This is a genomic window from Ornithinimicrobium ciconiae (assembly GCF_007197575.1).
GTDB classification, from domain to species: Bacteria; Actinomycetota; Actinomycetes; order Actinomycetales; family Dermatophilaceae; genus Ornithinicoccus; species Ornithinicoccus ciconiae.
Genome location: NZ_CP041616.1, coordinates 2,128,096 through 2,151,264, shown reverse-complemented (window position 1 = coordinate 2,151,264; position 23,169 = coordinate 2,128,096). Strand labels below are relative to the sequence as shown.

The window sequence follows — 23,169 nt, the reverse complement described above, 5'->3', positions numbered from 1 at the left end:
TCCTCACCTCTGGGCTGGCGGGAGTCGCGGACCGTGCTTACGGTGACCTCACGGTTCAGCAACGTGCCGTGACCACCCGAGTGTGAGGCAGTGACACCCTGCGCCCGCACTCCGGCCCCCCTGGAGTTTTCCATGGTGCTTCGCGTCGCGTCGGTGCCGTCCGCGCACGTCTATGTCCGCCACCTGTCGGTCGACCCCGACCACCGCGTCATCCGGCTGCCAGATCCCTCGCCCGGACCAGGGCTGCCCGCCGGCCAGTGGTGGCCACCGCGCATGCTCGACGCGGACTGGGTGCGCGAGCACGCTGACGAGTTTGACGTCATGCACATCCACTTCGGGTTTGACGCCGTCTCGCCCGATGAGCTCACCGCTCTCGTGCGCGAGCTGCGCGCGGCGGGCAAGCCCCTCGTCCTGACCGTCCATGACCTGCGCAACCCGCACCACAGCGAGCCGGGGCTGCACGAAGAGCAGTTGGCCGTCCTCGTGGCCGGTGCCGACGCCCTGATCACCCTGACGCCGGGGGCGGCACAGGAGATCCGGCGCCGCTGGGAGCGGGAGGCACACGTCCTGCCCCATCCCCACGTGGTGGAGGAGCCGAGGCTGCGTCGCCCCCGGCCGCGCCGCAGCGGCTTCGTCATCGGGGTGCACGCCAAGAGCGTGCGCGCCAGTATGGACCCGCTGTTCGACATCGACACCGTCGTGGAGGTGCTGCCCGACCTGCCCGGCGCCCGCCTGCAGGTGAATGCCCACACCGACGTGATGACCCCCGGGTCACCCCGTTATGAGAGGGCGTTGGCCGAGCGGCTGCGTGGGCTCGCCGCAGCCGGCGAGGTGGACCTGCACGTGCACGACTATCTCTCGGACGCCGACCTGTGGGACTACCTGCAGGGGTTGGACGTGTCGGTCCTGCCCTATCGCTTCGGCACCCACTCGGGCTGGCTGGAGGCCTGCTACGACCTGGGCACGGTCGTGGCGGCGCCGGACTGCGGCTTCTACGCCGACCAGCGTCCCTGCCTGAGCTTTCCGGCAGGCCCGGACGACGCGCGTCGGGAGGGTCTCGGACAGGCCCTGCTCACGGCATACGAGCAGCGGCCGGACTGGCGTGCTGACCCGGACCAGCGGGCGAGGGAGCGCGCCTTCCTCACCCAGGCACACCACGAGCTCTACTCCCGGGTCCTGGCAGGGAGCGTGGCGTGCACGTCGTGATCCTCGCGGCGGCCAGCCACCCACTGCGAGAGCCCTTCGCCGGCGGCCTGGAGTCGCTGACCTGGCACCTGGTGCGGGGCCTGCGCGAGCGCGGGGTGGAGGTGACGCTGTTCTCCGGTCCCGGCACTGACCCCGATCTCGGGGCCCACGAGATCCTGGTCGAGCCGCTGGACCTCAGCGACGCGGCGCGGCGTGACGTCGCCATGCCGGCCGAGCGGTGGCTGCGCGAGCACCACTCCTACCTGCAGGCGATGCTCGAGCTGCGGGACCGCACGGACGTGGACCTGATCCACAACAACAGCCTGCACTATCTGCCGATCGCCCTGGCCGCGACCGTGCCGATGTCCATGGTGACGACCCTGCACACCCCGCCCACGCCGTGGCTGGAGCCGGCGATCCGACTGATGGACCAACGTCGTGCCCAGTTCGTCGCCGTCAGCGGGCACACCGCACGGTCCTGGCGGCACGTCACCACACCGGATGTGGTCCTCAACGGGGTCGACGTGGATGCGTGGCGGCCGGGGCCCGGGGGATCCGACCTGGTCTGGTTCGGCCGGCTCGTCCCGGAGAAGGCACCGCACGAGGCCCTGAGCATCGCCCGACGCGCCGGCTACCGGATCCGGCTCGCGGGCCCGGTAGCGGACCGCGACTACTTCGAGGGTGCGGTTCGCCCGCTGCTGGGACCACACGCGGAGTATCTCGGACACCTCGGCACGGCGGACCTGGCCGCTCTGGTCGGTCAGAGTGCGGCGACCCTGGTGACGCCGGTGTGGGACGAGCCCTATGGACTCGTCGCCGCGGAGTCGCTCGCCTGTGGGACACCGGTCCTGGGTTATGAGCGCGGCGGCCTGCCAGAGTTTGTGCCACCGCACTGCGGGGTGCTCGTGCCAGGAGGCGACGTCGCGGAGGCGGCACGTCAGGTGGATGCGGCGACCGGCCTGCACCGCGTGGCCTGCCGCCGCCAGGCGGAGCAGCACTGCTCCATCGACCGGATGATCGATGCCTATCTGGAGGTCTACTCCCGACTGCTCAGCCCGGGACGGGCCGCGTGATCGGCTACTACGCCCACCATCAGGGTGCTGGTCACGTCACCCGGCTGCAGTCCATCGCAGCCCACCTGGAGCAGGAGGTGGTCTGGGGGCTCAGCTCGCTGCCCCGCCCGCCCACGTGGAGCGGACCGTGGACGCACCTGGCGCATGATGACGCACCGGGCGCCGAGATGTCGATGGACGTGACCGCCGGTGGCGTGCTGCACTGGGCGCCGCTGGGACACCCGGGGCTCAGCCACCGGATGAGCCAGCTGGCGGAGTGGGTCCATCGGCACCGCCCCAGGCTGCTGGTGGTCGACGTGTCCGTCGAGGTCGCACTGTTTGCCCGGCTGATGGGCGTGCCGACGGTGGTCGTCGCCCTCCCGGGCCTGCGCACGGACCGGGTGCATCAGCTCGCCTACGACTCCGCCTCGGCGCTGCTCGCGCCGTGGCCGGAGGCGGCGCACGGTCACGACTGGCCGGCCCACTGGTCGCAGAAGGTGTGGTGTGTCGGGGGCATCTCCCGCTTCGACGGGCGAGAACCGCTCCCGCAGCCCGGGCCCCGGACCCGGCGTCGGGTGCTGGTGGTGTGGGGCAGCGGTGGACGCTCGGTCCATGACGCCGCCGTCGCGCAAGCCGCTGCCGCCACGCCGGGCTGGGAGTGGGTGGAGCGGCGCCCTGGCTCGGCACCCTCGGTCGACCTGTGGGCCGACCTGGGGGCGGCGGATGTCGTGGTCTGTCACGGTGGGCAGAACGCCGTCGCGGAGGTCGCGGCAGCGCGTCGGCCCGCGGTGGTCGTTGCCCAGGATCGTCCATTCGGGGAGCAGGAGGCGACGGTGGCGGCCCTGGAGCGGTTGGGTCTGGCCGTGGGGCTGTCCCAGTGGCCCCCGGCGGACCAGTGGGTGGCCCTGGTGGAGCGCGCTGCCCGGCTGGGCGGCGACGGCTGGGGGCGCTGGTCCAGCGGCGAGGGCGCCCGCCAGGCCGCCTCTCACCTGACCCGGTGGGGTCTGAGTCCCAGCGGACTGTCGGCATGACGCAGCGGATCGCGGTGATCACTATCGTGCACGGCCGTCAGGAGCACCTGACAGGGCTGCTGTGGGGACTCGGGCGGCAGGAGCGTCCGCCGGACCTGTGTGTCGTGGTGGCCATGGACGACCCCGAGGTGGCGTCGGTGGTCACCGGCTGGACTCCGGAGGTGACCCAGACACTGGTGCCCAGCATCCCGGGTGCGCACGAGGGGCTGCCTCTGGCGGCTGCCCGCAATGTCGGGGCGCGCACGGCCCTCGAGGCCGGGGCAGACGTACTGATCTTCCTGGACGTGGACTGCATCCCCTCTCCCACGCTGGTGCGCAGGTATGCCGAGACGCTGGCGGCCGTGGCCACGTCTCCACGACCCGGTCCCACCGTTCTCGCGGGTGAGGTGACCTATCTGCCCCCGGTGGCACACCCGCGCGACTACCGCCGCGCCGACCTGGCGGCTCTGGCCCGACCCCATCCGGCCCGGCCGAGCCTTGCCGCCGATGAGGTGCGTCCCGGACAGGATCTGCGGCTGTTCTGGTCGCTGTCCTTCGCCGTCGGGACGGCCGACTGGGTCCGGCTCGGCGGATTTGACGAGGGTTATGTCGGCTACGGGGCCGAAGACACCGACTTCGGGCAGCGGCTGGGCGCAGCAGATGGTCAACTGCTGTGGGTCGGCGGTGCGGCCGCCTTCCACCAGCACCATCCCTCCCCCACGCCGCCCCTGCAGCACCTGGCGTCAATCGTCGCCAATGCCAACCGGTTCCGCCGACGGTGGGGTTGGTTCCCGATGGCCGACTGGCTGGAGCAGTTCCAGAGGCTGGGCCTGGCCGAGCAGGACCCGCACACGCAGGAGTGGCTGGTGCTCACGCACGGGCCCGAGTGACTCACTCCAGGATGCGCACCCAGTTGGGGCCGCGACCGATCTCGGCAGTTCCCAGCGAGGTGAGGACACCATCATCCTCGACGCGGAGGAGCTCGGCGCGGGTGGACCTCTCCCCCACGCTCACCACGAATCGTCCGTCTGCCGTGACGTTGAAGCCGCGCGGCTGCTGCTGAGTCGGTGCGAAGTGGGCTGGCTCGCCGAGCCGCCCGGAGGCGTCGACGGGGATCGAGGCCAGCTCGGAGGAGCTGCGCTCGGAGGTGATCAGCCATGATCCGGCACGGTGCAGGTCTGCGCCCCAGACGAGGTGCTCCTGCACCGGGTCCGCACCGAGCCGGCTGTGCGCCAGTCCGTGCCGTGGGTCGACGATGCTGACCGCCTCACCGGAAGTCAGCGAGCCGTCGGCAGCCCGGTCATAGCGGATCGCCTCGCCGGAGAACTCGGTCACCAGGTAGGCATGGTCGCCGTCCACCACCAGGTGCCGCGGACCCGAGCCCTGCGGCGCCGCCACGGTGGGCGGATCGAGCGGGGTCAGCGTGCCGCTGGCGTCCAGGTTGAACTGTGCGACGAGGTCGTCACCGAGGGAGACGAAGTAGGCGACGGGGCCGCCCTCTGCGGCGGCTGGCACGACGCAGTGCAGGTTGGCAAAGCTGACCTGCGGTGTGGACTCCCCGAGGCGGACCTGCTCCTCGTGCTGCACCGGCCAGGCACGCCCCGACCCGCCGCCGTAGGACGCGCCCAGGAGCACAGTCCCCTCGTGCGCCAGCGACAGATAGGTCATGCTGTGCTCGCTGGCAGTGCGGGACAGCTCCTCGAGCGCCCCCGTGGTGCGGTCCAGGCGCAGGGTGGCGATCCCGGGCTGATCCCCCTTGTATGCCGCGTGCACCAGGTCGCGGTCCGGGTCCACCGCGAAGGTGCTGCACCCGGTGAGCCCCGTGGTGGTCTTCAGCACCTCGAGCCGAGGAGCCTCGCCACGGTGCAGGCGCAGCGCGCTGATGGAGCCGTCGTCGGCATTGGCAATCAGGATGAGTTCGCTCACCTGTCCACCATAGGACGGTGTTCAGAATTGTGGTCGCCAGCGGCACGTCCACCGCCCTCCGGCTGAAGCCGTCCACCTGGCCGCAACACCCGCGCGGCGACCTCCGGGCGCAGCAACGACTGGGGTGGGTCGAGCAGTGCGGTCACCCGCATCAGCGACCTGCCCCGACTCGCCGGTGATCAGCGTCTGGGCGTGGCGCAGCTCCTCGTCACGCCCCACGACGAGGCCGCCCCGGCCCTGCAGCCGGTCCGAGACCGTCGGTCTCACAGCGTCATTGTCCACCCGGCTGGCCCTTCGCGCTCGATGCTGCCCGGAGTGCGGTGGGCCCGGAGCGCCACGGGGTCGCTCCCGTGGACGGCCTCCGGGCCAGCCAGCGGCACCGGCTAGAGCTGGCGCCGTCCCCAGGTGAGGGCGTGCACCGGGGTGAGGTCCGCGGTGCCCAGGTCGGTGAACCCGTGCCGGGTCAGGAGGTCGTCGTAGGCGGACGTCGGCAGCAGCTGGTCGTCGATCTGCGCCTCGAAGAACTGGATCCCGGACATGATCCGGCCCGGGACCGTCCGCAGGCCCTCGTCCGACTGCGGGAACGGGAAGTCTGAGACGACGAACCAGCCGCCCGGCTCAAGCGCGCTCAGGACCCGACGGGTGGTCAGGTCGATGTCCCGGCACTCGTGCATCGAGATGTTGTTGACCACCAGGGCGGCTTCTGCCGGGAGCTCCATCTGCTCCAGCGGCTGGCACAGCACCTCGACCCGGTCGATGAGGCCGGCGTCCACGACCCGCTGCCGGGCACGCGCCGCCGAGTGGGAATCACCGTCGACGCCGATGATCCGGGAGCTCGGGAAGTGCTCGGCAAGACGGAGCAGGCCGGTGCCCGCGCCGCAGGCCGAGTCCACGATGAGGCCGCCGTCTGCGAGTCGCTCTGTCAGGCCCGGGACCAGCGCGAGCCCGCCGGGCACGAGCCTGGTGTAGAACGGTCCGCCGGTCCCGGAGACCGCATCGATCCAGGCATGGCTGGTGTCGCTCCACCACATCCGCTCTCCCGACACGAGCGTCTCGGAAAACCGGCCGAACATCTCCGGTTGCTGGACCAGGGGGAACATGCCGCCGACATAGGCGGGCGAGGTCGGGTCGAGAAGAAGCGTGGCCAGGTGGGGGGCCAGCCGGTAGCCCTCGCCCGCACGCTCCAGGACGCCTGCACCGAACGCTCCCCGGCACCACACGGAGGTGTAGAACTCGTCTGTGTCTCGGCTGTCAGCGAGCTGCCGGACCGTCAGTCCTGGGTGCTCGGCCAGGGCCTCGAGAAAGCCGGCGTTCTGGCCGATCGCGATGATGCGCGTCGCCATGTAGCCGGCGACGTTGCCGACCAGGACGCCAGCCTGCTCGGGCACCGTCGGTCCGTCGGTCAGCGGCGGGGCTGTGGCGGACTCCGCCGAGCCGGTGGTCGTGGCCGGAGCAGGAAGCGTGGTGGACATGCGGAACTCCTCTGTGACGGGTGAACGTGCTCCCTCCACGGTGACCCCCCGGCATACGTCCCGGACAGTGCCAGTTCTGAACCGCTCCGGTTCTCGATCTGTATCATTCCTGACCTCGCTGCGGGTGCGTGAGCCGACAGGCACCGACAACTCTGGTCCGGGCGTCCCCAACGCGCGTAGGCTGCTGGATGGGAGGCGCGAGATGCACGGATACGGTCAGTTCTGTCCCATCGCCAAGACCATGGAGCTGCTCGATGAGCGGTGGACCGTGCTCATCGTCAGGGAGCTGCTCTCCGGCAGCCACCACTTCAACGAGTTGCGTCGCGGTGTCCCACGGATGTCCCCTGCTCTCCTGTCCAAGCGGTTGCGCGACCTGGCCCGTGCGGGGATCCTCCTGCGACAGGAGGACGGCGGCCGGGTGCGCTACGAGCTGACCCCTGGCGGTCGCGCCCTGGCACCGGTCATCGAGGCACTCGGCGCGTGGGGCATCCGCTGGATGACGCAGCTCGGGGACGAGGACCTGGACCCGCACCTGCTCATGTGGGACATCCGACGCAACGTGGCGCTCGAGACGGTTCCCGACGGTCGCACCGTGATGAGCTTCCACTTCACCGACCTCCCTGCGCGCGGCCATGATCGCTGGTGGATGGTCGTCCACCGAGATGACGTCGAACTGTGCGACTTCGACCCCGGCTATCCGACAACCGTGCAGGTGACCGGCCCGCTCCGCACCATGGTCCGCGTGTGGCGCGGCGACGTGAGCTGGGCCCATGCCCAGCGGGATCACGGGCTGCGACTGGAGGGCAGTGCCTCGGCCCAGGCTGCCCTCCCCGCGTGGCTGAGCCTGTCCGCCTTCGCCCGGATCGAACGTCCGTCACTCCCCACTGTGTAGTCGCGGACGAGGCCGGGCTCGCCTACCGCGACCTAGCTTTTTCCCTCGAACAGAGTTGCCCTAAACTCCGCTCATGTTGATCATCGGTCTCATCCTGTTCGGCATGCTCGTAGGAGCCGGTGCCCAGTTGCTGCTTGGTCGAGGAAGCCGGGGAATCGACTGGAGTATGGCCGTCGTGGCCGGACTCGTGGGGTCCTTCGTCGGCGGTCTGCTCAGTAGCACACTGGCGGGTGACGGTTTGGCCCTTCGTCCAAGCGGCATCATCGGCTCTTTGGTGGGTGCCGTCATCGTCACTGCCACCTGGCGGTACGTCACAGATCGTCGTCGCCGGGGCTGAGCAGCTCGGCCGAGACCCTTGACCTCGAGCGAGAGTCCCGGGTGACTCCTTCTTCCCCCGCGGTATCGCTGCGCACTGGGTGCGCCCAGGTTGCTGGGTTGCCACCGACAGGTGACCGCGGCGCTGGAATTCACCATCTGGAATTCGCCATGGAGGACCCTTCGGCCATGATCGTTCCGTTCGTCGCAGAGACCGGGTCACGCGGCTGCGTTGGGGTGGACGTGAAGGGACTGCAACCGTACAAGTGAGGCCTTGGGCGTGTCTCCCTAAGGTCCTGACGGTGGTCCCGACGTTGCGTATGGCGGTGTAGTGCCGTCGGATGATGAGCCGTCGGGGGAAAGGAGACCCATGGTGATGTATGCCAGCGCTCCCAGAATCAGCCCGAAGCCGATCCAGATCGCCCAGAATGCCCATCCGCGCCGCAGGTGTTGCCCGACAAGGCCGGCGACGAGGATCAAGGGGCCAACGCACCAGCCGAAGAACCCGAAGATGGAGAGGCCGAGGCCGACAGGGATGGCGAGCACGGCTACCACCGCTATACCCACAGTGAACTGCGAGTCACGTACGCGCGGCTGGATGGTGCCGGGTCCTGTCATGCCTGACCACCTCCACGGTCTCCGGGGTGCCCGCGTCCCGGTTGCCTCAATGCCATCTACCGTAGCGCGCGGAGCCAGATCGTGATGCGCGGAGGACGACGCCGCCTCGGTAGGTCAGGGCGAGCTTGTCGTAGGGCGTGGCCAGGGCGCGTGCGTCCTGGAAGCTGTGCCAGACCAGCGGGTGTGAGTCCCGTCCCGGTAGGTACCGGAGCGCCGGGTAGCAGGCCCCAGTTCGTCGGAGAGATCTGGCGGGCCGAGCGGGGTGTCGAGAGCCTCTTCGGAGGGAGCAAGTGTGCGGGCCGTAAGGGGAGCCACCCCTCCCCCGGAATGCGGTCCCGGCGAGCCCGGCCGCCTAGGTCCACCAGCCCTCATGAAGGCGAGCGGCACAGTGCATCAGGTCCCTCCGCCCTGGCTAGGCCGGGAGCACGTAGAAGTACATGAGCAACAGATGCAAGGCAGCCGCCACGACGACCAGCGTGTGCCACAACTCGTGGAACCCGAAGACACCAGGACGCAGATTGGGCCGTTCCACCACATAGATCACGAATCCCACGCTGTAGACGATCCCGCCTGCCGCCATCAGTGCTATGGCCCCGGGAGGCAGCGCCGACGGGTCGGCACCCACGAGCAAGACCGTCAACCAACCGAGCGAGATATAGAGCGTATTGGTCACCCACTTGGGCAGTTGGCGCCACACTGACCGCGCCACGATGCCGAGGATCGCGATCGCCCAGACGACTCCGAACACGGTCCACCCGAAGGTGTTGCGGAAGAGCACCAGGACCAGTGGTGTGACCGTTCCGGCGATCAGGAAGAAGACTGACGTGTAGTCAAGGGTGCGCAAGAGCGAATTCACGCCCGGGCTGTGGTCGATGCCGTGGTGCAGAGCACTCGCGACGAACAAGGTGATCAGTGACAAGCCGTAGACACTGAACCCTACGATCTTCCACGGGTCCCCCTGCTCCCCCGCCAAGGCGATCAACAGAGCAGCACCAGCGACTGCCAGAACGGCACCGAACAGGTGCGAGAAAGTGTTGAACCGCTCGTCGGTCACGTGCACGCTGCCATCCCGACTGACCCCACTCACGTTCCCGGCCTCCACCTCACGCGCCTCCTCTCAAGAGCCATCGTCGAACCTGGGCCGATTCTTCTCAAGAGTATGCCGTCGCGATAGGAACTGGACCGTTGACGCTTCCCGAGGCAGAATGGCAGGATCATGCTGCCGCATCGCAGCTCCAGGGACCGCCTCATCGAGCGGGTGGCCGGGATCTGCGCGCGTGCCCAGGACCCGCTGGACCTCTTCGAGCGGGTGGCCGATCTGGTGCGCGAGGAGGTCCCCTACGCCGCCGGTGGCTGGATCCTGATCGACCCCGACACGATGCTGATGACCGGCGTCTACGCCGAGCACGTGGACCACAGCCTGCACCGGGACCTGATCGCCTGCGAGCTCACGGTGGAGGACATCAACAAGTTCTGGGAGCTGGCTCGCGACGGGGTCGCGGCGGTCGCGTTGAGCGCGAGCACCGACGGTGACCTGGCCCGGAGCGCCCGGTGGGCCCAGATCTACGGGCCCAACGGCTATGGCGACGAGTTGCGGGCTGTTTTCGCCACCGGGCGGGTCGCCTGGGGCCACGCCTGCCTCACCCGCGCCGCAGAGGACCCCTTCTTCACCTCGAAGGACGTCGAGCTGATCGCGGCCATTGCGCCGCACCTGGGCAACGGCATCCGCACCTGCTATCTGCTCGGGGACCTGACCGGCGGCGATCCGGTCGATGCCCCCGCCCTCATCGTGCTGGACGACGACGGCGCGGTCGTCTCGCTCACCCCGCAGGCGCAGGAGTGGTTGGGCCCACCGGAGGAGGTGGACGCCACCATCGTGCTCCACGAGGTGGCGCAGCGGGCCCGGTCCCTGGCGGACGGCGCACGCCAGGATGAGCACGGGAGCGACCGTCCCGCGCTTGCCAGGGCGCGGTCGCGCAGCGGCGAGTGGCTCATCATCCGTGGTGCCCGGCTCGCCGCCTCGGACGGCGAGCGCAGTGGCACGACGGCGCTGGTGCTCGAGCCCGCTCAGCGCGCGGACCTGGCACCGCTCCTGCTAAGTCTGCACCAACTCACCGACCGGGAACGCGAGGTCACCCAGCTGCTGCTCGTCGGGATGTCGATCGCGGAGATCGCCGAGCAGCTGTGGATCACCCCCGCGACCCTGCGCGGGCACGTGAAGTCGGTTTTCGCGAAACTCGGGGTGTCGAGCCGCCCCGAGCTCGCCGCCCTGCTCTCTCACGAGCCGCGATCTCGCGTGCGATCCGTCGCGCCTGTCGCCCGACGAAACCCGTGAGTCCGGGCCGATAGACATAACCCACGAAACGGAGCCCCGGCAGTGCCTCGTCGCCCGAGGCGACCGTCGGCATCCCGCGCTCGCCCAGCACGTCGAGGTGACCGACGAGCGGTTCCAGGCCGGTCATGTAGCCGGCCGAGAGGATCACCACCGAGCAGTCCACCTGGCGTCCGTCAACGAGTCGCGCGCCGTGGGTGTCCAGGCCGGTGACCTCGGGCACGATGGTGAAGGCGCCCTCACGGATCGCGTCAACGACCTCCTTGTCGATGACGGCTGTGCCCGCACCGCGCCGCTTGAGCCCGGTGATCGCCCCCTCGGTGGCCGGTGGCAGGCCGTGTGCAGAGAGGTCGCCGACGACCCGCCGCTGCATCGTGGCGAACATCCGGTCCACGAGCCGGGTCGGCAGGTGCAGGAACAGCGGGACGGGCAGGTCCGAGGGTGCACCGCCCATCACCCGGAAGATGATGTTGGGTGGGGTCCGGAAGGACAGGCTCACCCGGCCGGCGCCCCCGCGCGCCAGTTGGTGGGCAATCTCCAGCCCGGTCGACCCCGCGCCGACCACCACGACGTCCTGTCCGGCGAACGGCTCGGGGTTGCGATAGTCGCGGGCGTGCAGCACCTGCCCGGTGAAGGGACTGTCCACCGCCCAGCCCGGCGTGACCGGACTGTGGGCTAGACCGGCCGCCACAATCACGTGCCGGGCACGGACGGGACCCGTGCTGGTCTCCAGGCGCCACCCGTCGTCGTCCCGCTCGACCCGGGTCACCGTGACCCCGGTGCGGACGCAGACCTGGTGCGCCTCGGCATACGCCCTCAGGTAGGTGAGGTACTGGTCGCGGGTCGGGAACTGGCCCCACTCCCGGGGGAACGGGGACCCGGGCAGGGAGGAGTGCAGGCGGCTGGTGTTGAACCGCATGGCGTCGTAGCGGCCAACCCACTCGTTGGCCAGCTCCGACCCGCGCTCCAGCACCGTTGCCGACACGCCGCGGCCGCGCAGCTCAGCCGCACAACTCAGGCCCCCCGGCCCGCTGCCGATGATGAGCACCTCTTCGTCCATGACGCTCCCAATCTGTCGGCCGAATCTCGGCCGTGCAGTCAAGCGTCCTCGCAGGGTGGCGAGCGCACCATCCCTCAGGTGGGGGGTCTTGCCAGCCGGACTTCTCCCGGCCCTGGGTGGCATCACTCTGACAGTGCACGCAGGCGAGGGTTCGAGTCGGACATGTGCGGCTCGTGGGTGCTCGTGCCCAGCCCTGCGCACGTCCTGGGACCCCTGCCCATGCCCGGAAACGAGAACCAAACGGGCACATGGCGGGCATAAGAAAACGGCTGGTCAGCGGAAATACCGTCTGACCAGCCGTTTTGGAAGTGGGCGATACTGGGTTTGAACTTTTGAAAGAGGGGGCTACCACAAACCCCTTCCCGCCGTCCACTTTGGTGATAAACTCGCAGGTCAGAGGGCATATCAGCGCGGGACACAAATGGACGGGTCTGGACAGGTTTGGACGCCGTTGTTCCTCGTTTATTCCTCGAAAGGCGATACTGGGAGGACACAAGTTGACTCGCACCGACCATCGGTCCAGACGTGGGTTCGGGCGCGTGGAGCGGCTCAAATCCGGGCGCTACCGGGCTGCCTACACCGGCCCTGACGGTCGTCTCTACCGGGCGCCGATGACCTTCGACGCCAAGGACGACGCCATCGCCTGGCTGTCCGCGCGCCGAGCCGAGATCGGGATGGAGGTATGGGCCCCTCAGACCGCTGCTCAAGGGGCACGGCGACGGGAGTCCCCGACGTTCCGCGCATACGCCGAGCTGTGGCTGGAGACCCGCCGGACGCGTGGGCGCGAGCTGCGCCCGACGACCGGTCAGCAGTACCGGATGCTGCTGGACCGGTTCATCTACCCGACGTTCGGCGAGGAGCGCATCGACCGGATCACACACGAGGACGTCAACGCCTGGTACGACCAGGTGGCTCCGGGCCGGGACACCGTCAGGGCACAGGCATACAGCCTGCTGCGCACGATCCTCGCCGGAGCCGCGTCCGTGCGACCCACTCCCCTCATCCCGTACAACCCGGCTCACATCCGCGGCGCCGGAAACGCCAAGCGAGCCCACCACGTGGAGCCGGCGACCCTGACGGAGCTGGAGACGATCGTCACGGAGCTGCCCGACCGCTACCAGCTCATGGCGCTGCTCGCCGCCTGGTGTGCGCTGCGATTCGGCGAGCTGGCCGAACTACGCCGTGCTGACGTGGACCTCCGCACCGGGCGGGTCAAGGTCCGTCGTGGCGTCGTGCGGGTCGGCGGCCAGTTCATCGTCGGCCCACCCAAGAGCGATGCGGGCGTGCGTGACGTCGCGATCCCGCCACATCTGCTCGCTACGGTCAAAGAACATCTGTCTGCGCACACCGCGCCCGGCAAGGACGCGCTGCTCTTCCCCGCCGCGGCCGACAGCAACCGGCACATGGCACCATCGACGCTCTACAAGGTCTACTACCCAGCCAGGAGAGCCGCCGGCCGCCCGGACCTGCGCTGGCACGACCTGCGCCATACCGGGGCCGTCCTCGCCGCCCAGACCGGCGCAACCCTTGCCGAGCTCATGGGCCGGCTCGGCCACTCCACCCCCGGTGCGGCGATGCGCTACCAGCACGCCGCCGCCGACCGCGACGCCGAGATCGCGCGGCGGCTGTCAGAGCTGCACGGCAGGACGCTTTCGGATGAGCCCTGATCGTCGTGGTCGTCGCAAGGCGTCCACGCCGATGTCGAAGGCACCTGCGGTGCGCACCGCTCCGTCGTCGGACGATCCGCATGCGATCGTCTTCTTCAAGCGACACAAGGACGATGGCCCGGACCGGCGTGCTCCGGGCCGCGATGCGCTGGACTCCTACCCGGCCGGAGTGCGCGCCAAGATGCGGGCCGGCCCGGTGGCCGTCGCGACCGCGCCACCGAAGCGGTTCGCCGGCGGCGGTTACTGGGAGGCGACGAAGGGCGACATAGCGGATGGTTCGAGCTGCGGATGGACGGGCCGGGACGTCACCACTACTGGCTCTTCTGCCTCCTCGACTACGAGTCCAAGGGCGAGGACAAACCGCTCCTGGTTGTCGTCGACGGGCGAGACAAGCCGTTCCGGACGACGTTGTCGGATGCCGACTACACCGCGGTCCGCAGGCTGGGTGTGGAGTACCGCAAGCGAAACCCGCGGTCCGTGATCTGACGGGCCGTCAGGCCGGCAGCCTCGTCCTGGGCCGACGCAACTCTTCCAGGTGCTCGGCAAGCTTCATAGGGTCAGCTGCCCGACCCTCGAGCAAGGGCTGAGTGATCTGGCCGCGCTCGGCCTCGGGAATGGGCTCGACGGTGATGCGCAACCCGAGGACTGCCGCCACCTCGGCCAGCGTGCCCAGGGTCGGGTTGGCGCTCTCGGAGGAAAGAAGGCGACGGATGGTCGCTGGTTCCTTCTGGATGGCCCGTGCCAACTCGGCCTTGGACAGCCCCGCAGCCTCGCGCGCGTCGTCGATGGCGTTGACGACCGAGTCGATGGTCGAGATGCGCATGGACTCGACGACGTAATCGCGGAGGAACTCCGGGTCCTGGAGGTCGCGGCTCAGGTCCTCCCAGAACGCGGTGTGCTTGCTCATACCCTTCACCTTCCTGATCACCCAGCCAACGTAACATAAAGGCTACGTACGGGCCTGGTCGAGGAGTGCCCTCTTGCCGCTGGCCTCTGGACTGAGCAGCCGTCGTGGGCCTCGACGTGGCCCGCACCACCTCTCCGTCACCAACTTTCTTGGGGACGTGGCCGACTTTCTTGGGGGCGTCGCTCTGACCTGCGGCGATACGTGACGTGGGCGGTTGGGTGGGAAGGTTCGCCCACATCCGGGGGGACGCTCCGGGGAGCGCTGGGGGCGGGCTGTGACCTGCGGAAACGTCGGCCACTGGAGTGACGGACGCGGGCCAGGCGGGTTGCGGGGGACGCCGTTGGGGGCGCTTGGGGGGGACGAATCCGGGAGCGTCCTCACGTCATCGTCTGGTCCACATCGACCCGGTGTGGAAGGAGACGACGATGAGCGTAGCGACCTGTCTTGGGGTGGACACGCACGAACGACCCCCGCTGCGGTGGGCTCGGGATCACTGGGAGGACTGGGGCAAGATCGAACCAGCCCTCTCGGTCGTCGCGGATCTGCTCGACCTGCCGCCCTGGCTGAATCAGGCCTCACCGGAAGCACGGGATGAGGTGCTGGCGGCTCTCGCGCGGACGGCCGCACACCATGTGGAGGCGGTCTCCGTGATCACCTGGCTCCTGGTCCCGGGCGCGGTGAACCTGGCTCGGCAGCTCGCCGACCTCTCCCTCGACATCGACGCTCTCGTCGCCGGACAGCTGTGGCTGACGGTTCGGACCTACCATGGCGACCCGCCGCGGCGCGTCGCAGCCACGCTTCTAGCCCGGACCCGGCGCGACGTGATGGCCGACCTCGGGGTCGGTGACGCAGCGGTGCGTCGCGACCGCGTCTGGGCATCGGCGGTCCCGATGGGGACGGTCCCCGAGATGCCAGGCCTGGATGGCGGGCCAGACCCTGAGCGCGAGCTGGTTGAGTTTCTTGAGGACGCCGCCGCGATGGGCGCGCTGACACGCGAAGACCGCGCCCTGCTCATGGACGTCGCCCACGAGGCGGCCCGGCTCAACGTACCCGGACGACGGGGCCGGGGTGGCCTGATGACCCCTTCGGTGGCTGAGCTGGTCGCCGAGGACTATGACGCGTCGGCACGGACTGTCCGTCGCCGTGCAGCCAAGGCCGTCACCGACCTCGCAGCGTTCCGTCGGTCGACTCTGTGACCGGGCTCGACGTGCGAGTCACACGCGAGAGAGTGCTTCACTTCGCCCACTTTGGGGCAGCGTCGATCCGCCCAGATTGCAGCAGGTCCACGCCGCGGCGGTGCCCAGCGTCGATCCAGAGAATGGGCGGAATGGGCTACCAGCGACTCGGGTGCTCGTCACGCCGACTGTCGTGACATCGCTGTAGCGACGATGACAGGTCCTTGGTCGACGGCCCCGTGCGGCCCGCGAATCTGACAAGCGGGCGTCGCGGCCCTGTTTCTGACCAACACGCTCGGCGCGGACACGTTCTCGGCCTGGGGGTGGCGGATCCCCTTCCTGCTCGGCGGACTGTTCGCCCTGGTCGGCCTGTACATCCAGCTCAGGGTCGATGAAACCCCGGTCTCTAGGGCGGCCCACGCCAAGAAGGAGGTCGTCCGGTTCCCCCTCGCCACCGCCCTGCGGGAGCACCCGAAGGAGATCTTCTACGCGTTCGTCCTCGCCGCACTTTCCAGCCTTGGCTTCTACCTCGATGATTCACGTGGGTGTCGCGAGGCGCTGAGGCGCGTCGTGGAGGGCGCGAAGGCGTCCGGGACGGCGGTCGGGTCGCCGTGGGCAGGCCGGAGGCCCGATCCGCTCGGGTAGGCGCCGGGTTCCACTGCTCCGGTGTGCTGAGGTTGTGGGTGGACGGGGCACACCGGGTCAGGCCGGGTGCAGCGCTCGGAGCCGTTCGAAGGCGTCGGCGAGGTGGGGGCCCAGGCCCATCCGGTGGGGATCTTCAGTACCCGTCTGCGGGCGTGGCGCACGTACCGGGCGGGCGCGGCCAGCAGCCGGAACCGCAGCGTCTTGGGCTCAGCGATCGCCAGGTCGTCGTTGAGAGCCAGCAGGCGCAGCCAGGACAGGACGGTGACGGCGTGGGCGGCCAGCGCCAGCCAGGCGTTGTTACGGGCGTAGGACGTCGAAGGGAGCCGGTTGTCCCCGCAGGCCTTCAACTCCTTGATCCGGTCCTCCACGTGCGCCTGGGTCCGGTCCTCGGCCCAGTCGATGCCACAGAACACGTTCATGGTGCTCTCCTTTCGTCGTTCTTCGTTGCTGTGCGTCGGCCCAAGGCCGCGCCGGGGTCACGCGACTCCCTAATGGAAGGGCTCGGCGGCCCGCCATCCGATCAGCAGTTCGTGACTGCTAGCGGACATGCCAGTCTCCCTGTAGGCGGACACGTACTTCCCTGCTGACGGACAGTTGATCTCCCTGCCCGTGGCTATGGGACCGGGCCGTGTCGGTCCCGACGAAAGCGCCCCTCCGGGGATGTGCTCGAGGTCTTCGACCACCTAACGAGCAGCCCCACCGGAGGGACGCATGAAGAAGTCTGACAGGGAGATCATGGAGATTTTGGAAGCATTCGATTCCACTGAGTGTGCGCACTCGGCTGGGGAGTTGGCCGGGGTGGATCCCAAGACCGTGCGACGGTACGTCGCCGCCCGCGACAGCGGGGCACCGGTGACCGGTCCTGGCCGGCGGCCGCGGATCATTGATGAGCACCTGCCCAAGATCGAGGAATGGGTGGAGCGCTCCAGCGGTAAGGCCCGCGCGGACGTGATCCACGCCCGACTGCTCGGGCTGGGCTTTACCGGGACCGAGCGGACTACCCGCCGCGCGGTCGCGGAGGCCAAGGCGGCTTGGCGGGCGGGGAACCGGCGGACCTACCGGCCGTGGATCAGCGAGCCCGGGTTGTGGTTGCAGTTCGACTGGGGTCAGGGGCCCAGGGTGGCTGGCCCGGACGGGAAGCTGCGGGCCACGCTGCTGTTCTGTGCGTGGGTGGCCTGGTCACGGTTCCGGGTGGTGATCCCGACCTGGGACCAGACGTTGCCGTCGCTGGTGGCGTGCCTGGATGCCACGTTGCGCACGATCGGCGGGGTCCCGGCGTATGTGCTGACCGACAACGCCAAGACCGTCACGATCGATCACGTCGCGGGTGTCCCGGTGTGCCACCCTGAGCTGGTGAAAGTCGCCCGGCACTACGGCACGACCGTCCACACCTGTGTCCCGTTCGACCCGGAGTCCAAGGGCGGGACCGAGGCCACCGTCAAGATCGCCAAGGCCGACCTGGTCCCGACCGAGGCCAACCTGGGCGAGCAGTACGCCTCCTTCAGCGAGCTGGAAGCGGCCTGTGGCGAGTTCATGGCCAAGGTCAACGGGCGCAAGCACCGCGAGTCCGCCCGCATCCCCGAGCAGGCGCTGGCGGTGGAGCGGTCCAGGTTGCACACCCTGCCGTCGGCGCCGCACACGATGGCCCTGGGCCTGGCACGCACCGTCGGCACCGACCAAACCATCCGGTACAACTCGGTGCGCTACTCGACTCCGCCCGGCTGGTCGGTACCCAGGTGTGGGTCCGCGTCGCCGGGACCGAGCTCGTCATCGTCGCTGACCTGGCCGCGTTACCGGTCGCCCCGGCCTGGGCGCACGGGCGGGCCGGGCTGGTCGAGGTCGCCCGGCACACCACCTCCACCCCGGGCAACCCTAGGATCGAGCCTGCTCACTACCCGGACCATCCCCAGGAGCCGGACGGCACACCCCGGGCACCCAAGCCCCGGGCACGCACCGACGCCGAGGCCACGTTCCTGGCCCTGGGCGATGGTGCCCGCGCGTGGCTGGTCGAGGCCTCCGCGGCCGGGACCGTGCGGATCCGGGCCAAGATGGCTGATGCGGTCCAGCTCGCGGCCCTGATCGGCACCGAGCTGACCGACGTCGCCCTCGGCGTGGCCGCGGCGGCTGGCCGGTTCGCCGAAGGTGACCTGGCCAGCATCGCCGACCACCTGGCCACCGGCGGAGCCAGCGCCGACCTGGTCATCGCCGACGAGGAAGCCACCACCCAACCGGGCACCAACGGGTGGTCCGGGTTCACCACCGGGAGCACCCGATGAGCACCGCGACAACGGCGAAGACGACCGCGACAAAGACCAGCGGCCCCGGGGCGGCGCCACCGCTACCGGGCGACTTGGAACAGCTCCTGCGGCGGATGCGGCTGCCCTACCTACGCACCGCCGCCCCCGAGGTGCTGGCCACCGCCAAGGCCCAACGGTGGGACCCCGCCGAGGTGCTCCGGGTCCTGCTGGATGAGGAGGTCCGCGGCCGGGATAAGGCCACCAAGGCCATGCGCCGCAAAGCCGCCGGCCTCCCGGCCGGCAAGACCCTGGCCTCCTGGCGCGAGGCTGATTCCTCCATCCCGGCCCCGACCCAGTCCGCGCTGACCACCCTGGAATGGGTCGGACGAGCCGAGAACCTCGCCATCAGCGGCCCCTCGGGCACCGGCAAGACACACTTCGTCGAGGCCCTGGCACACAAGGTCATCGACGAAGGCATGCGGGTGTCCTGGCGGTGTCAAGGGGTGGAAGCAACAGCACTGGTCAGGAGAGCGTCGTAGGCCTCGCGTGGGGTGCGCCAGTTCAGGCACTTGCGGGGGATCTCGTTGAGCTCTTCGGCGATCGCGGTCAGGTAGGGCTGGTGGTCGGTGATCGGGGTGGACTTGGGCAGGTACCGGCGGATCATCCGGTTCGTGTTCTCGTTGGTTCCCCGTTCCCAGGGCGAGTGCGGGTGGGCGAAGTAGATCGCCATGTCCGTGGCCACGGTGATGTGGGCGTGCCGGGCAAGCTCGGTTCCCTGGTCCCAGGTCAGCGTCTTGGCGAACATCGCCGGCAGCACCGTGGTGTGCTCGATGAGCGCGTCGGCGACCCCGTCAGCGGTCTTGCCCAACGGCAACGCCAGGATCGCGGTGAACCTCGTGGTGCGCTCCACCAAGGTGGCGGCGGCGGTGGCGCCGGCCTTGCCGATGATGAGATCGCCCTCCCAGTGTCCGGGGACCTTACGGTCGGCGACCTCGGCGGGACGGTCATCGATAGAGACCATCCCGATGATGGGTCCAGGGCGTTTACCAGGGGCTTTGCGGGGTTTGCGGCGAACCCGCCCGGAGTCCAGGCGGATGCCGTGGGCGATCAGCTCGGCCCGTGGCAGGGCGTACACGTAGGAGTACACAGCAGGATGACTCACCCTCCTACCCTGCCCCGGCGGAGACCCGGCCACCACAGCCAGGCCCGGGTCGTCGGCCTCGGCAGCCAGCCGTCCGGCGATCGCCCGCGGCGAACGGCCCTTGACCAAGTCAGCCAGCACCCGTGCCCTCAGGACCGGGTCAGAGGCGACTTTCCCGACCTGCGGGCGAGCCCGGGCACGCTCGGCTTTCACGTCCGCGTGCACCAGCCGGTACCCCAGTGTCTTGGTCGCGTTCCGCCTGATCTCCCGAGAGACCACCGACGGAGCCCGGTCGATGTGGGCCGCGATCGCCCGGATCGACCACCCCGCCTTCAACCCCGTAGAGATCTCCACCCGATCAGTCACCGTCAGCATCCGTCGCTGCCCCACGCCATCCTCCTGGCCCGCCCCCGCCAACCAGGGGTGTTGCTACGACGCTATTCCACTGCCCCTGGTTCACCCTGGAATCCCTCACCGCCGCCATCGGGCGGGCCGCGGTCGATGGCTCCATCAGCAAGGTCCTGGCCCGCATCACCCGCGCCGAGCTGATCGTCGTCGACGACATCGGGATGCTGCCCTCCGGGCAAGCCGCTGCCGAAGCGTTCTACCGGCTCGTGGACGCCACCTACGAACGCCGATCCCTTGCCGTCACCAGCAACCTGCACCCCTCCGGGTACGACACGATCATGCCCAAAACCCTGGCCACCGCCGCCGTCGACAGGCTGCTACACCACGCCCACGTCATCATCACCGAGGGCACCTCCCTCCGCCTGGCCGAGGCCACCACCGGACGAGGGGTGATCCCCTTGACCTAAACCCACCGGGAGATCAGCCGACCGCGGACAGGGAGATGAACTGTCCGCCACCACGGAGATCTACTGTCCGCCTACAGGGAAGTCCCACTGTCCCTTGACACGTGACCTCAGCGACCCGTGGGGCCCCGTTCCCGGTGGGAGCCTCGATGGCTCCGGTTAGGGCGAGGGGTCTGATCCCGCAGGTGGCTCGGATCACGAACATCTTTACCGGCGTCATGCCACTCCGCGCTCGGGAGCTGGCTCGGTGGGTCGCCCTTAAGCGTGACGTGCAGTGAGCGGGCCCTCACGTCTTGACGAGGGGCTCAAGGGCCCATGTCGTTCGAAGTGGTGGCCGGCTCACACGCCCATTAGGTCGTTCGTCCGGTGGGGCGCTGCACCTTGACGGCTCCGGCGCGTGGCCCGGGGAGCCGGGCCCGGGATGGCGGTAGTGTCGTGGGTGCGGGCACGGGAAGTGGCTGATCCGAAGTGCCGGTGTGCGGGTGCGAGCCCGGCTGCGCTGGATTGACGTGACGCCCCGCGGTGCCCTCCCGGACCCGCGTCCAACCAACCCCTCGGCGACACCGGCCAACGGAGACCGGTGAAGGATTGAGACTAGATCACGACCGAGTCAAATGTTGCGTCCCAGCCCGACCGGTGGACTTGCTAGCTAACCTCTGAGTGAGGCAAACAGGGAGTCCCACTCCTGCCGGTGATTAAGAGCGTCCCGCAGCACCCTTAGGCCTGTCTCCACATCGTAGGCACCCCCAAATGGTCCGACAATCATTACGGCAAATCGTGGCTCACCTTCAGGACGGTTACACTCCTGAGCCCAATAGCCAGTGGCTCCCCTGTCGCCACCATCAAAGCCTGAGTATCTCAGTCCGTCGATCACACCCTCCTGTGAGCCAACACCATCCGTTTCGAGCGGTCGATCCGTGCAACCAGACGGAAGAGAAATGCCTGCCTTGAATCCGTAATCGATGTGAATGCGCGGCGCGCCGCGGTCGCGTTCCACAAAGAAGTAACATCCAAGCTCTCCGTCCTCCCACTCCGGGTCGCCCCCCTGGCCAAGGATCTCTGTCGGATCGCTTGCGCCAAGGATCGCGGCAAGATTCTCTTTGCCGATAGTGTCGTAGCACAAGGAGTCGTCACTTTGGGTTTTCGCTTGCTCATCCTCTGCCTGTACATCTCCAGCATGCACCCAATGCGTCTGGCTAAAGGAGTCGATGCGCCAGATTCCAGTAGTCCCGTCCGTATCGTTGGGCACAACCATCACGTAGTGACCAGCAGTCACAGTCCCGTCCCCCAAGTCGGAGGCAGTGATGCTTGACAGAGCAGTCTGATCTTCCAGGACTACTTCAGAGGACATGTCGGCGGACGATGAAGACAGGTAGGAAACGTGGACCCATTGAGCCAGCCTGTCGTCGCCAATCTCCCGACGAAGCCAACCAGAAGAGTCATTGATGGACAGCTCTACGGGAATGTGAACGACATGATAACCGTCCGGGGCGAAAAGACCCATGGTCTCGGCTGTTCCCGGACTTGCGACCTTGGGTAAGCCAAGGCGAACATGCAGTCGAGAATCGGTGTACTCCGGGCTGTAACTGTATTCCAACCATTGATTAAAGCTCGCTGGGTGGGTTCGGCTCGTGGCGCCCCGAGGAACCACACCATCACCAGGTCCGTCGCCAACAACTTGCACATCCGCACCCACACCATAATGGGAATTGTCCCCCGCGGCCTGCCCACCGGGACCCAGGCCATAGTGGTCAGGCCCGTAGTCATCGGGGACCTCTTGAACTTCCTGGACAGCCGCAGTCGGCTGGGCATCTCGGTAATCACCTTGAGGCCTGTCTGGCTTCGCGGTTGACGCGCAGCCAGCCAAGACCCCCGTTAACAGGATGGAAGTCGCGGCGTAGGTCCACGCCGCCACTGGTCCGCGCCTTCCCGAGTTCATGCGGGAACCATAGCGGATCATCACAAACGAGAGTGTAGTGGCGGCGCGCTTGGGTCGGCGCGTCGCTGACGGGGTGAGGGCCGAGGCCTTCCGATGATCGGAGTTCTCACACACCGCCCACAAGGTAGACCTCTCCAGAGGTGACCTCGGCGACGCGAAACACGCCCTTGTCTGCGCTGGCCCCTGAGATGCGTCACATCGCCGCGACCGGACGCGGTGTTGAGTCGGCGTAGCGTCGGAGGTTGCAGAGCCTCGTCGCGCTTGCGGCGGGCATCGACTGGGGCCTGTAGCCAGGTCGCCGCAGGAGGCGATCATGTCCACGACAAACAGTTCCACGAAGGTGCTGCCGTTCCAGCCGTCCTCGATGAGCTCCGCGCAGCTCGCGGCGGTCTCGTTCTTGGCTCGCTACTCCGGAGCCACCCACGCCCTGTATCGGACTCAACTGGGGCGCTGGTTCGCCTGGTGCACGGCCAACGGGCTGGACCCACTGGTCGGGATCCAGCGAGCGCACGTTGAGCTCTACATCCGCGAACTCGGAGATGCCGGCCTGATGGACTCCTCGGTGAACACGATGATGCACGCCGTTAGGGGGTACTTCCGGTTCGCGCACATTGACGGCATCATCCCGGCCGATCCGGCCGTGTATGCCCGGCTCCCGAAGGTCCACCGGGACGAGTCCCGGTGGACCTTCGGCTTGGACCGGTTGGAGCTGATTCGTTTCCTCCAAGTCGCTCAGACGATCACTGAATCGCCCCGGGTCTGGTGGACGGTCTGATTCCACGGA

Annotated in this window: 20 protein-coding genes and 2 pseudogenes; 14 read left to right on the top strand and 8 right to left on the bottom strand. The window is 68.6% G+C overall.

What is annotated here, in order from left to right; all coding sequences use genetic code 11:
* The first annotated feature begins 132 nt into the window (after positions 1-132).
* The 4 genes from FNH13_RS09800 to FNH13_RS09785 are packed head-to-tail and all read left to right on the top strand — an operon-like array spanning position 133 to position 4,137.
* Positions 133-1,206 carry a glycosyltransferase family protein gene (locus FNH13_RS09800; RefSeq protein WP_202878745.1) on the top strand — a complete coding sequence of 358 codons (1,074 nt, stop codon included), beginning with the start codon at positions 133-135 and terminating at the stop codon, positions 1,204-1,206.
* Positions 1,194-2,258, top strand: a complete 1,065-nt coding sequence (locus FNH13_RS09795; RefSeq protein ID WP_143783269.1) for a glycosyltransferase — start codon at positions 1,194-1,196, stop codon at positions 2,256-2,258. The genes FNH13_RS09800 and FNH13_RS09795 overlap by 13 nt, the downstream gene beginning before the upstream one ends.
* A complete protein-coding gene (locus FNH13_RS09790) occupies positions 2,255-3,268 on the top strand; it encodes a glycosyltransferase (RefSeq protein ID WP_143783268.1) in 1,014 nt (337 codons plus the stop codon). The genes FNH13_RS09795 and FNH13_RS09790 overlap by 4 nt, the downstream gene beginning before the upstream one ends.
* On the top strand, positions 3,265-4,137 hold the full coding sequence (locus FNH13_RS09785) for a glycosyltransferase family 2 protein (protein WP_143783267.1): 873 nt from the start codon (positions 3,265-3,267) through the stop codon (positions 4,135-4,137). The genes FNH13_RS09790 and FNH13_RS09785 overlap by 4 nt, the downstream gene beginning before the upstream one ends.
* A gap of 1 nt (position 4,138) precedes the next feature.
* On the opposite strand, the gene FNH13_RS09780 is transcribed toward FNH13_RS09785, so the two are convergent.
* Both FNH13_RS09780 and FNH13_RS09775 read right to left on the bottom strand, forming a co-directional pair.
* Entirely contained in the window at positions 4,139-5,173 is a 1,035-nt protein-coding gene (locus tag FNH13_RS09780; protein ID WP_143783266.1) for a lactonase family protein, read from the bottom strand.
* Positions 5,174-5,556: 383 nt separating this feature from the next.
* Positions 5,557-6,645: a class I SAM-dependent methyltransferase gene (locus FNH13_RS09775; RefSeq protein WP_143783265.1), complete on the bottom strand. Its 1,089-nt coding sequence runs from the start codon at positions 6,643-6,645 to the stop codon at positions 5,557-5,559.
* 202 nt (positions 6,646-6,847) lie between these two features.
* Here FNH13_RS09775 and FNH13_RS09770 point away from each other — a divergent pair, with 202 nt between their 5' ends.
* Together FNH13_RS09770 and FNH13_RS09765 are read left to right on the top strand one after the other, a co-directional pair.
* Positions 6,848-7,537, top strand: coding sequence for a winged helix-turn-helix transcriptional regulator (locus tag FNH13_RS09770; protein WP_143783264.1), 690 nt, complete (start codon positions 6,848-6,850; stop codon positions 7,535-7,537).
* A gap of 73 nt (positions 7,538-7,610) precedes the next feature.
* Positions 7,611-7,874, top strand: coding sequence for a GlsB/YeaQ/YmgE family stress response membrane protein (locus FNH13_RS09765; RefSeq protein WP_143783263.1), 264 nt, complete (start codon positions 7,611-7,613; stop codon positions 7,872-7,874).
* Positions 7,875-8,882: 1,008 nt separating this feature from the next.
* Here the strand turns inward: FNH13_RS09765 and trhA are convergent.
* On the bottom strand, positions 8,883-9,524 hold the full coding sequence (gene trhA, locus FNH13_RS09760; protein WP_228266335.1) for a PAQR family membrane homeostasis protein TrhA: 642 nt from the start codon (positions 9,522-9,524) through the stop codon (positions 8,883-8,885).
* Between the two features lie 162 nt (positions 9,525-9,686).
* On the opposite strand from trhA, the gene FNH13_RS19555 reads away from it, so the two are divergent.
* On the top strand, positions 9,687-10,805 hold the full coding sequence (locus tag FNH13_RS19555) for a helix-turn-helix transcriptional regulator (protein WP_143783261.1): 1,119 nt from the start codon (positions 9,687-9,689) through the stop codon (positions 10,803-10,805).
* A 136-nt stretch (positions 10,806-10,941) separates the two neighbouring features.
* Here the strand turns inward: FNH13_RS19555 and FNH13_RS09750 are convergent.
* Positions 10,942-11,862: pseudogene (locus FNH13_RS09750) on the bottom strand (flavin-containing monooxygenase); the annotation flags it as partial.
* Between the two features lie 539 nt (positions 11,863-12,401).
* Here FNH13_RS09750 and FNH13_RS09745 point away from each other — a divergent pair.
* On the top strand, positions 12,402-13,529 hold the full coding sequence (locus FNH13_RS09745; protein WP_228266334.1) for a tyrosine-type recombinase/integrase: 1,128 nt from the start codon (positions 12,402-12,404) through the stop codon (positions 13,527-13,529).
* Positions 13,530-13,817: 288 nt separating this feature from the next.
* Entirely contained in the window at positions 13,818-14,015 is a 198-nt protein-coding gene (locus FNH13_RS19285) for a hypothetical protein (protein WP_202878744.1), read from the top strand.
* A gap of 7 nt (positions 14,016-14,022) precedes the next feature.
* On the opposite strand, the gene FNH13_RS09735 is transcribed toward FNH13_RS19285, so the two are convergent.
* Entirely contained in the window at positions 14,023-14,436 is a 414-nt protein-coding gene (locus tag FNH13_RS09735; RefSeq protein ID WP_143783258.1) for a helix-turn-helix domain-containing transcriptional regulator, read from the bottom strand.
* Between the two features lie 425 nt (positions 14,437-14,861).
* On the opposite strand from FNH13_RS09735, the gene FNH13_RS09730 reads away from it, so the two are divergent.
* Complete coding sequence (locus FNH13_RS09730; RefSeq protein ID WP_143783257.1) at positions 14,862-15,632, top strand: hypothetical protein; 771 nt, start codon at positions 14,862-14,864, stop codon at positions 15,630-15,632.
* 503 nt (positions 15,633-16,135) lie between these two features.
* Here the strand turns inward: FNH13_RS09730 and FNH13_RS09725 are convergent.
* Positions 16,136-16,675: a transposase gene (locus FNH13_RS09725; protein ID WP_143783256.1), complete on the bottom strand. Its 540-nt coding sequence runs from the start codon at positions 16,673-16,675 to the stop codon at positions 16,136-16,138.
* A 292-nt stretch (positions 16,676-16,967) separates the two neighbouring features.
* On the opposite strand from FNH13_RS09725, the pseudogene istA reads away from it, so the two are divergent.
* Positions 16,968-18,532: pseudogene (gene istA / locus FNH13_RS09720) on the top strand (IS21 family transposase).
* Positions 18,529-19,032 carry an ATP-binding protein gene (locus tag FNH13_RS09715; RefSeq protein WP_228266333.1) on the top strand — a complete coding sequence of 168 codons (504 nt, stop codon included), beginning with the start codon at positions 18,529-18,531 and terminating at the stop codon, positions 19,030-19,032. The pseudogene istA and the gene FNH13_RS09715 overlap by 4 nt, the downstream one beginning before the upstream one ends.
* Here the strand turns inward: FNH13_RS09715 and FNH13_RS09710 are convergent.
* Positions 18,990-20,009: an IS30 family transposase gene (locus FNH13_RS09710; RefSeq protein WP_143785053.1), complete on the bottom strand. Its 1,020-nt coding sequence runs from the start codon at positions 20,007-20,009 to the stop codon at positions 18,990-18,992. The two genes, FNH13_RS09715 and FNH13_RS09710, sit on opposite strands and share 43 nt — an antisense overlap.
* 86 nt (positions 20,010-20,095) lie before the next feature.
* On the opposite strand from FNH13_RS09710, the gene FNH13_RS09705 reads away from it, so the two are divergent.
* The gene (locus FNH13_RS09705) at positions 20,096-20,449 is read left to right on the top strand and encodes an ATP-binding protein (protein ID WP_321169233.1); all 354 of its coding nucleotides are present in this window, start codon (positions 20,096-20,098) and stop codon (positions 20,447-20,449) included.
* Positions 20,450-21,095: 646 nt separating this feature from the next.
* On the opposite strand, the gene FNH13_RS09695 is transcribed toward FNH13_RS09705, so the two are convergent.
* Positions 21,096-22,409 (bottom strand): hypothetical protein, encoded by a 1,314-nt coding sequence (locus tag FNH13_RS09695; protein ID WP_143783255.1) that lies wholly within the window; start codon positions 22,407-22,409, stop codon positions 21,096-21,098.
* A gap of 289 nt (positions 22,410-22,698) precedes the next feature.
* Here FNH13_RS09695 and FNH13_RS09690 point away from each other — a divergent pair, with 289 nt between their 5' ends.
* Complete coding sequence (locus tag FNH13_RS09690; protein ID WP_143783254.1) at positions 22,699-23,160, top strand: tyrosine-type recombinase/integrase; 462 nt, start codon at positions 22,699-22,701, stop codon at positions 23,158-23,160.
* The last annotated feature ends 9 nt before the right edge of the window (positions 23,161-23,169 follow it).

What these genes read in the sequence shown, in the direction of transcription:
- FNH13_RS09690 (WP_143783254.1), top strand. Translation starts at nt 22,699, where the DNA reads ATGTCCACGACAAACAGTTCCACGAAGGTGCTGCCGTTCCAGCCGTCC.
- FNH13_RS09715 (WP_228266333.1), top strand. Translation starts at nt 18,529, where the DNA reads ATGAGCACCGCGACAACGGCGAAGACGACCGCGACAAAGACCAGCGGC.
- FNH13_RS09775 (WP_143783265.1), bottom strand. Translation starts at nt 6,645, where the DNA reads ATGTCCACCACGCTTCCTGCTCCGGCCACGACCACCGGCTCGGCGGAG.
- FNH13_RS09765 (WP_143783263.1), top strand. Translation starts at nt 7,611, where the DNA reads ATGTTGATCATCGGTCTCATCCTGTTCGGCATGCTCGTAGGAGCCGGT.
- FNH13_RS09710 (WP_143785053.1), bottom strand. Translation starts at nt 20,009, where the DNA reads ATGCTGACGGTGACTGATCGGGTGGAGATCTCTACGGGGTTGAAGGCG.
- FNH13_RS09770 (WP_143783264.1), top strand. Translation starts at nt 6,848, where the DNA reads ATGCACGGATACGGTCAGTTCTGTCCCATCGCCAAGACCATGGAGCTG.
- FNH13_RS09800 (WP_202878745.1), top strand. Translation starts at nt 133, where the DNA reads ATGGTGCTTCGCGTCGCGTCGGTGCCGTCCGCGCACGTCTATGTCCGC.
- FNH13_RS09785 (WP_143783267.1), top strand. Translation starts at nt 3,265, where the DNA reads ATGACGCAGCGGATCGCGGTGATCACTATCGTGCACGGCCGTCAGGAG.
- FNH13_RS19555 (WP_143783261.1), top strand. Translation starts at nt 9,687, where the DNA reads ATGCTGCCGCATCGCAGCTCCAGGGACCGCCTCATCGAGCGGGTGGCC.
- FNH13_RS09730 (WP_143783257.1), top strand. Translation starts at nt 14,862, where the DNA reads ATGAGCGTAGCGACCTGTCTTGGGGTGGACACGCACGAACGACCCCCG.
- FNH13_RS09725 (WP_143783256.1), bottom strand. Translation starts at nt 16,675, where the DNA reads ATGAACGTGTTCTGTGGCATCGACTGGGCCGAGGACCGGACCCAGGCG.
- FNH13_RS09735 (WP_143783258.1), bottom strand. Translation starts at nt 14,436, where the DNA reads ATGAGCAAGCACACCGCGTTCTGGGAGGACCTGAGCCGCGACCTCCAG.
- FNH13_RS19285 (WP_202878744.1), top strand. Translation starts at nt 13,818, where the DNA reads ATGGACGGGCCGGGACGTCACCACTACTGGCTCTTCTGCCTCCTCGAC.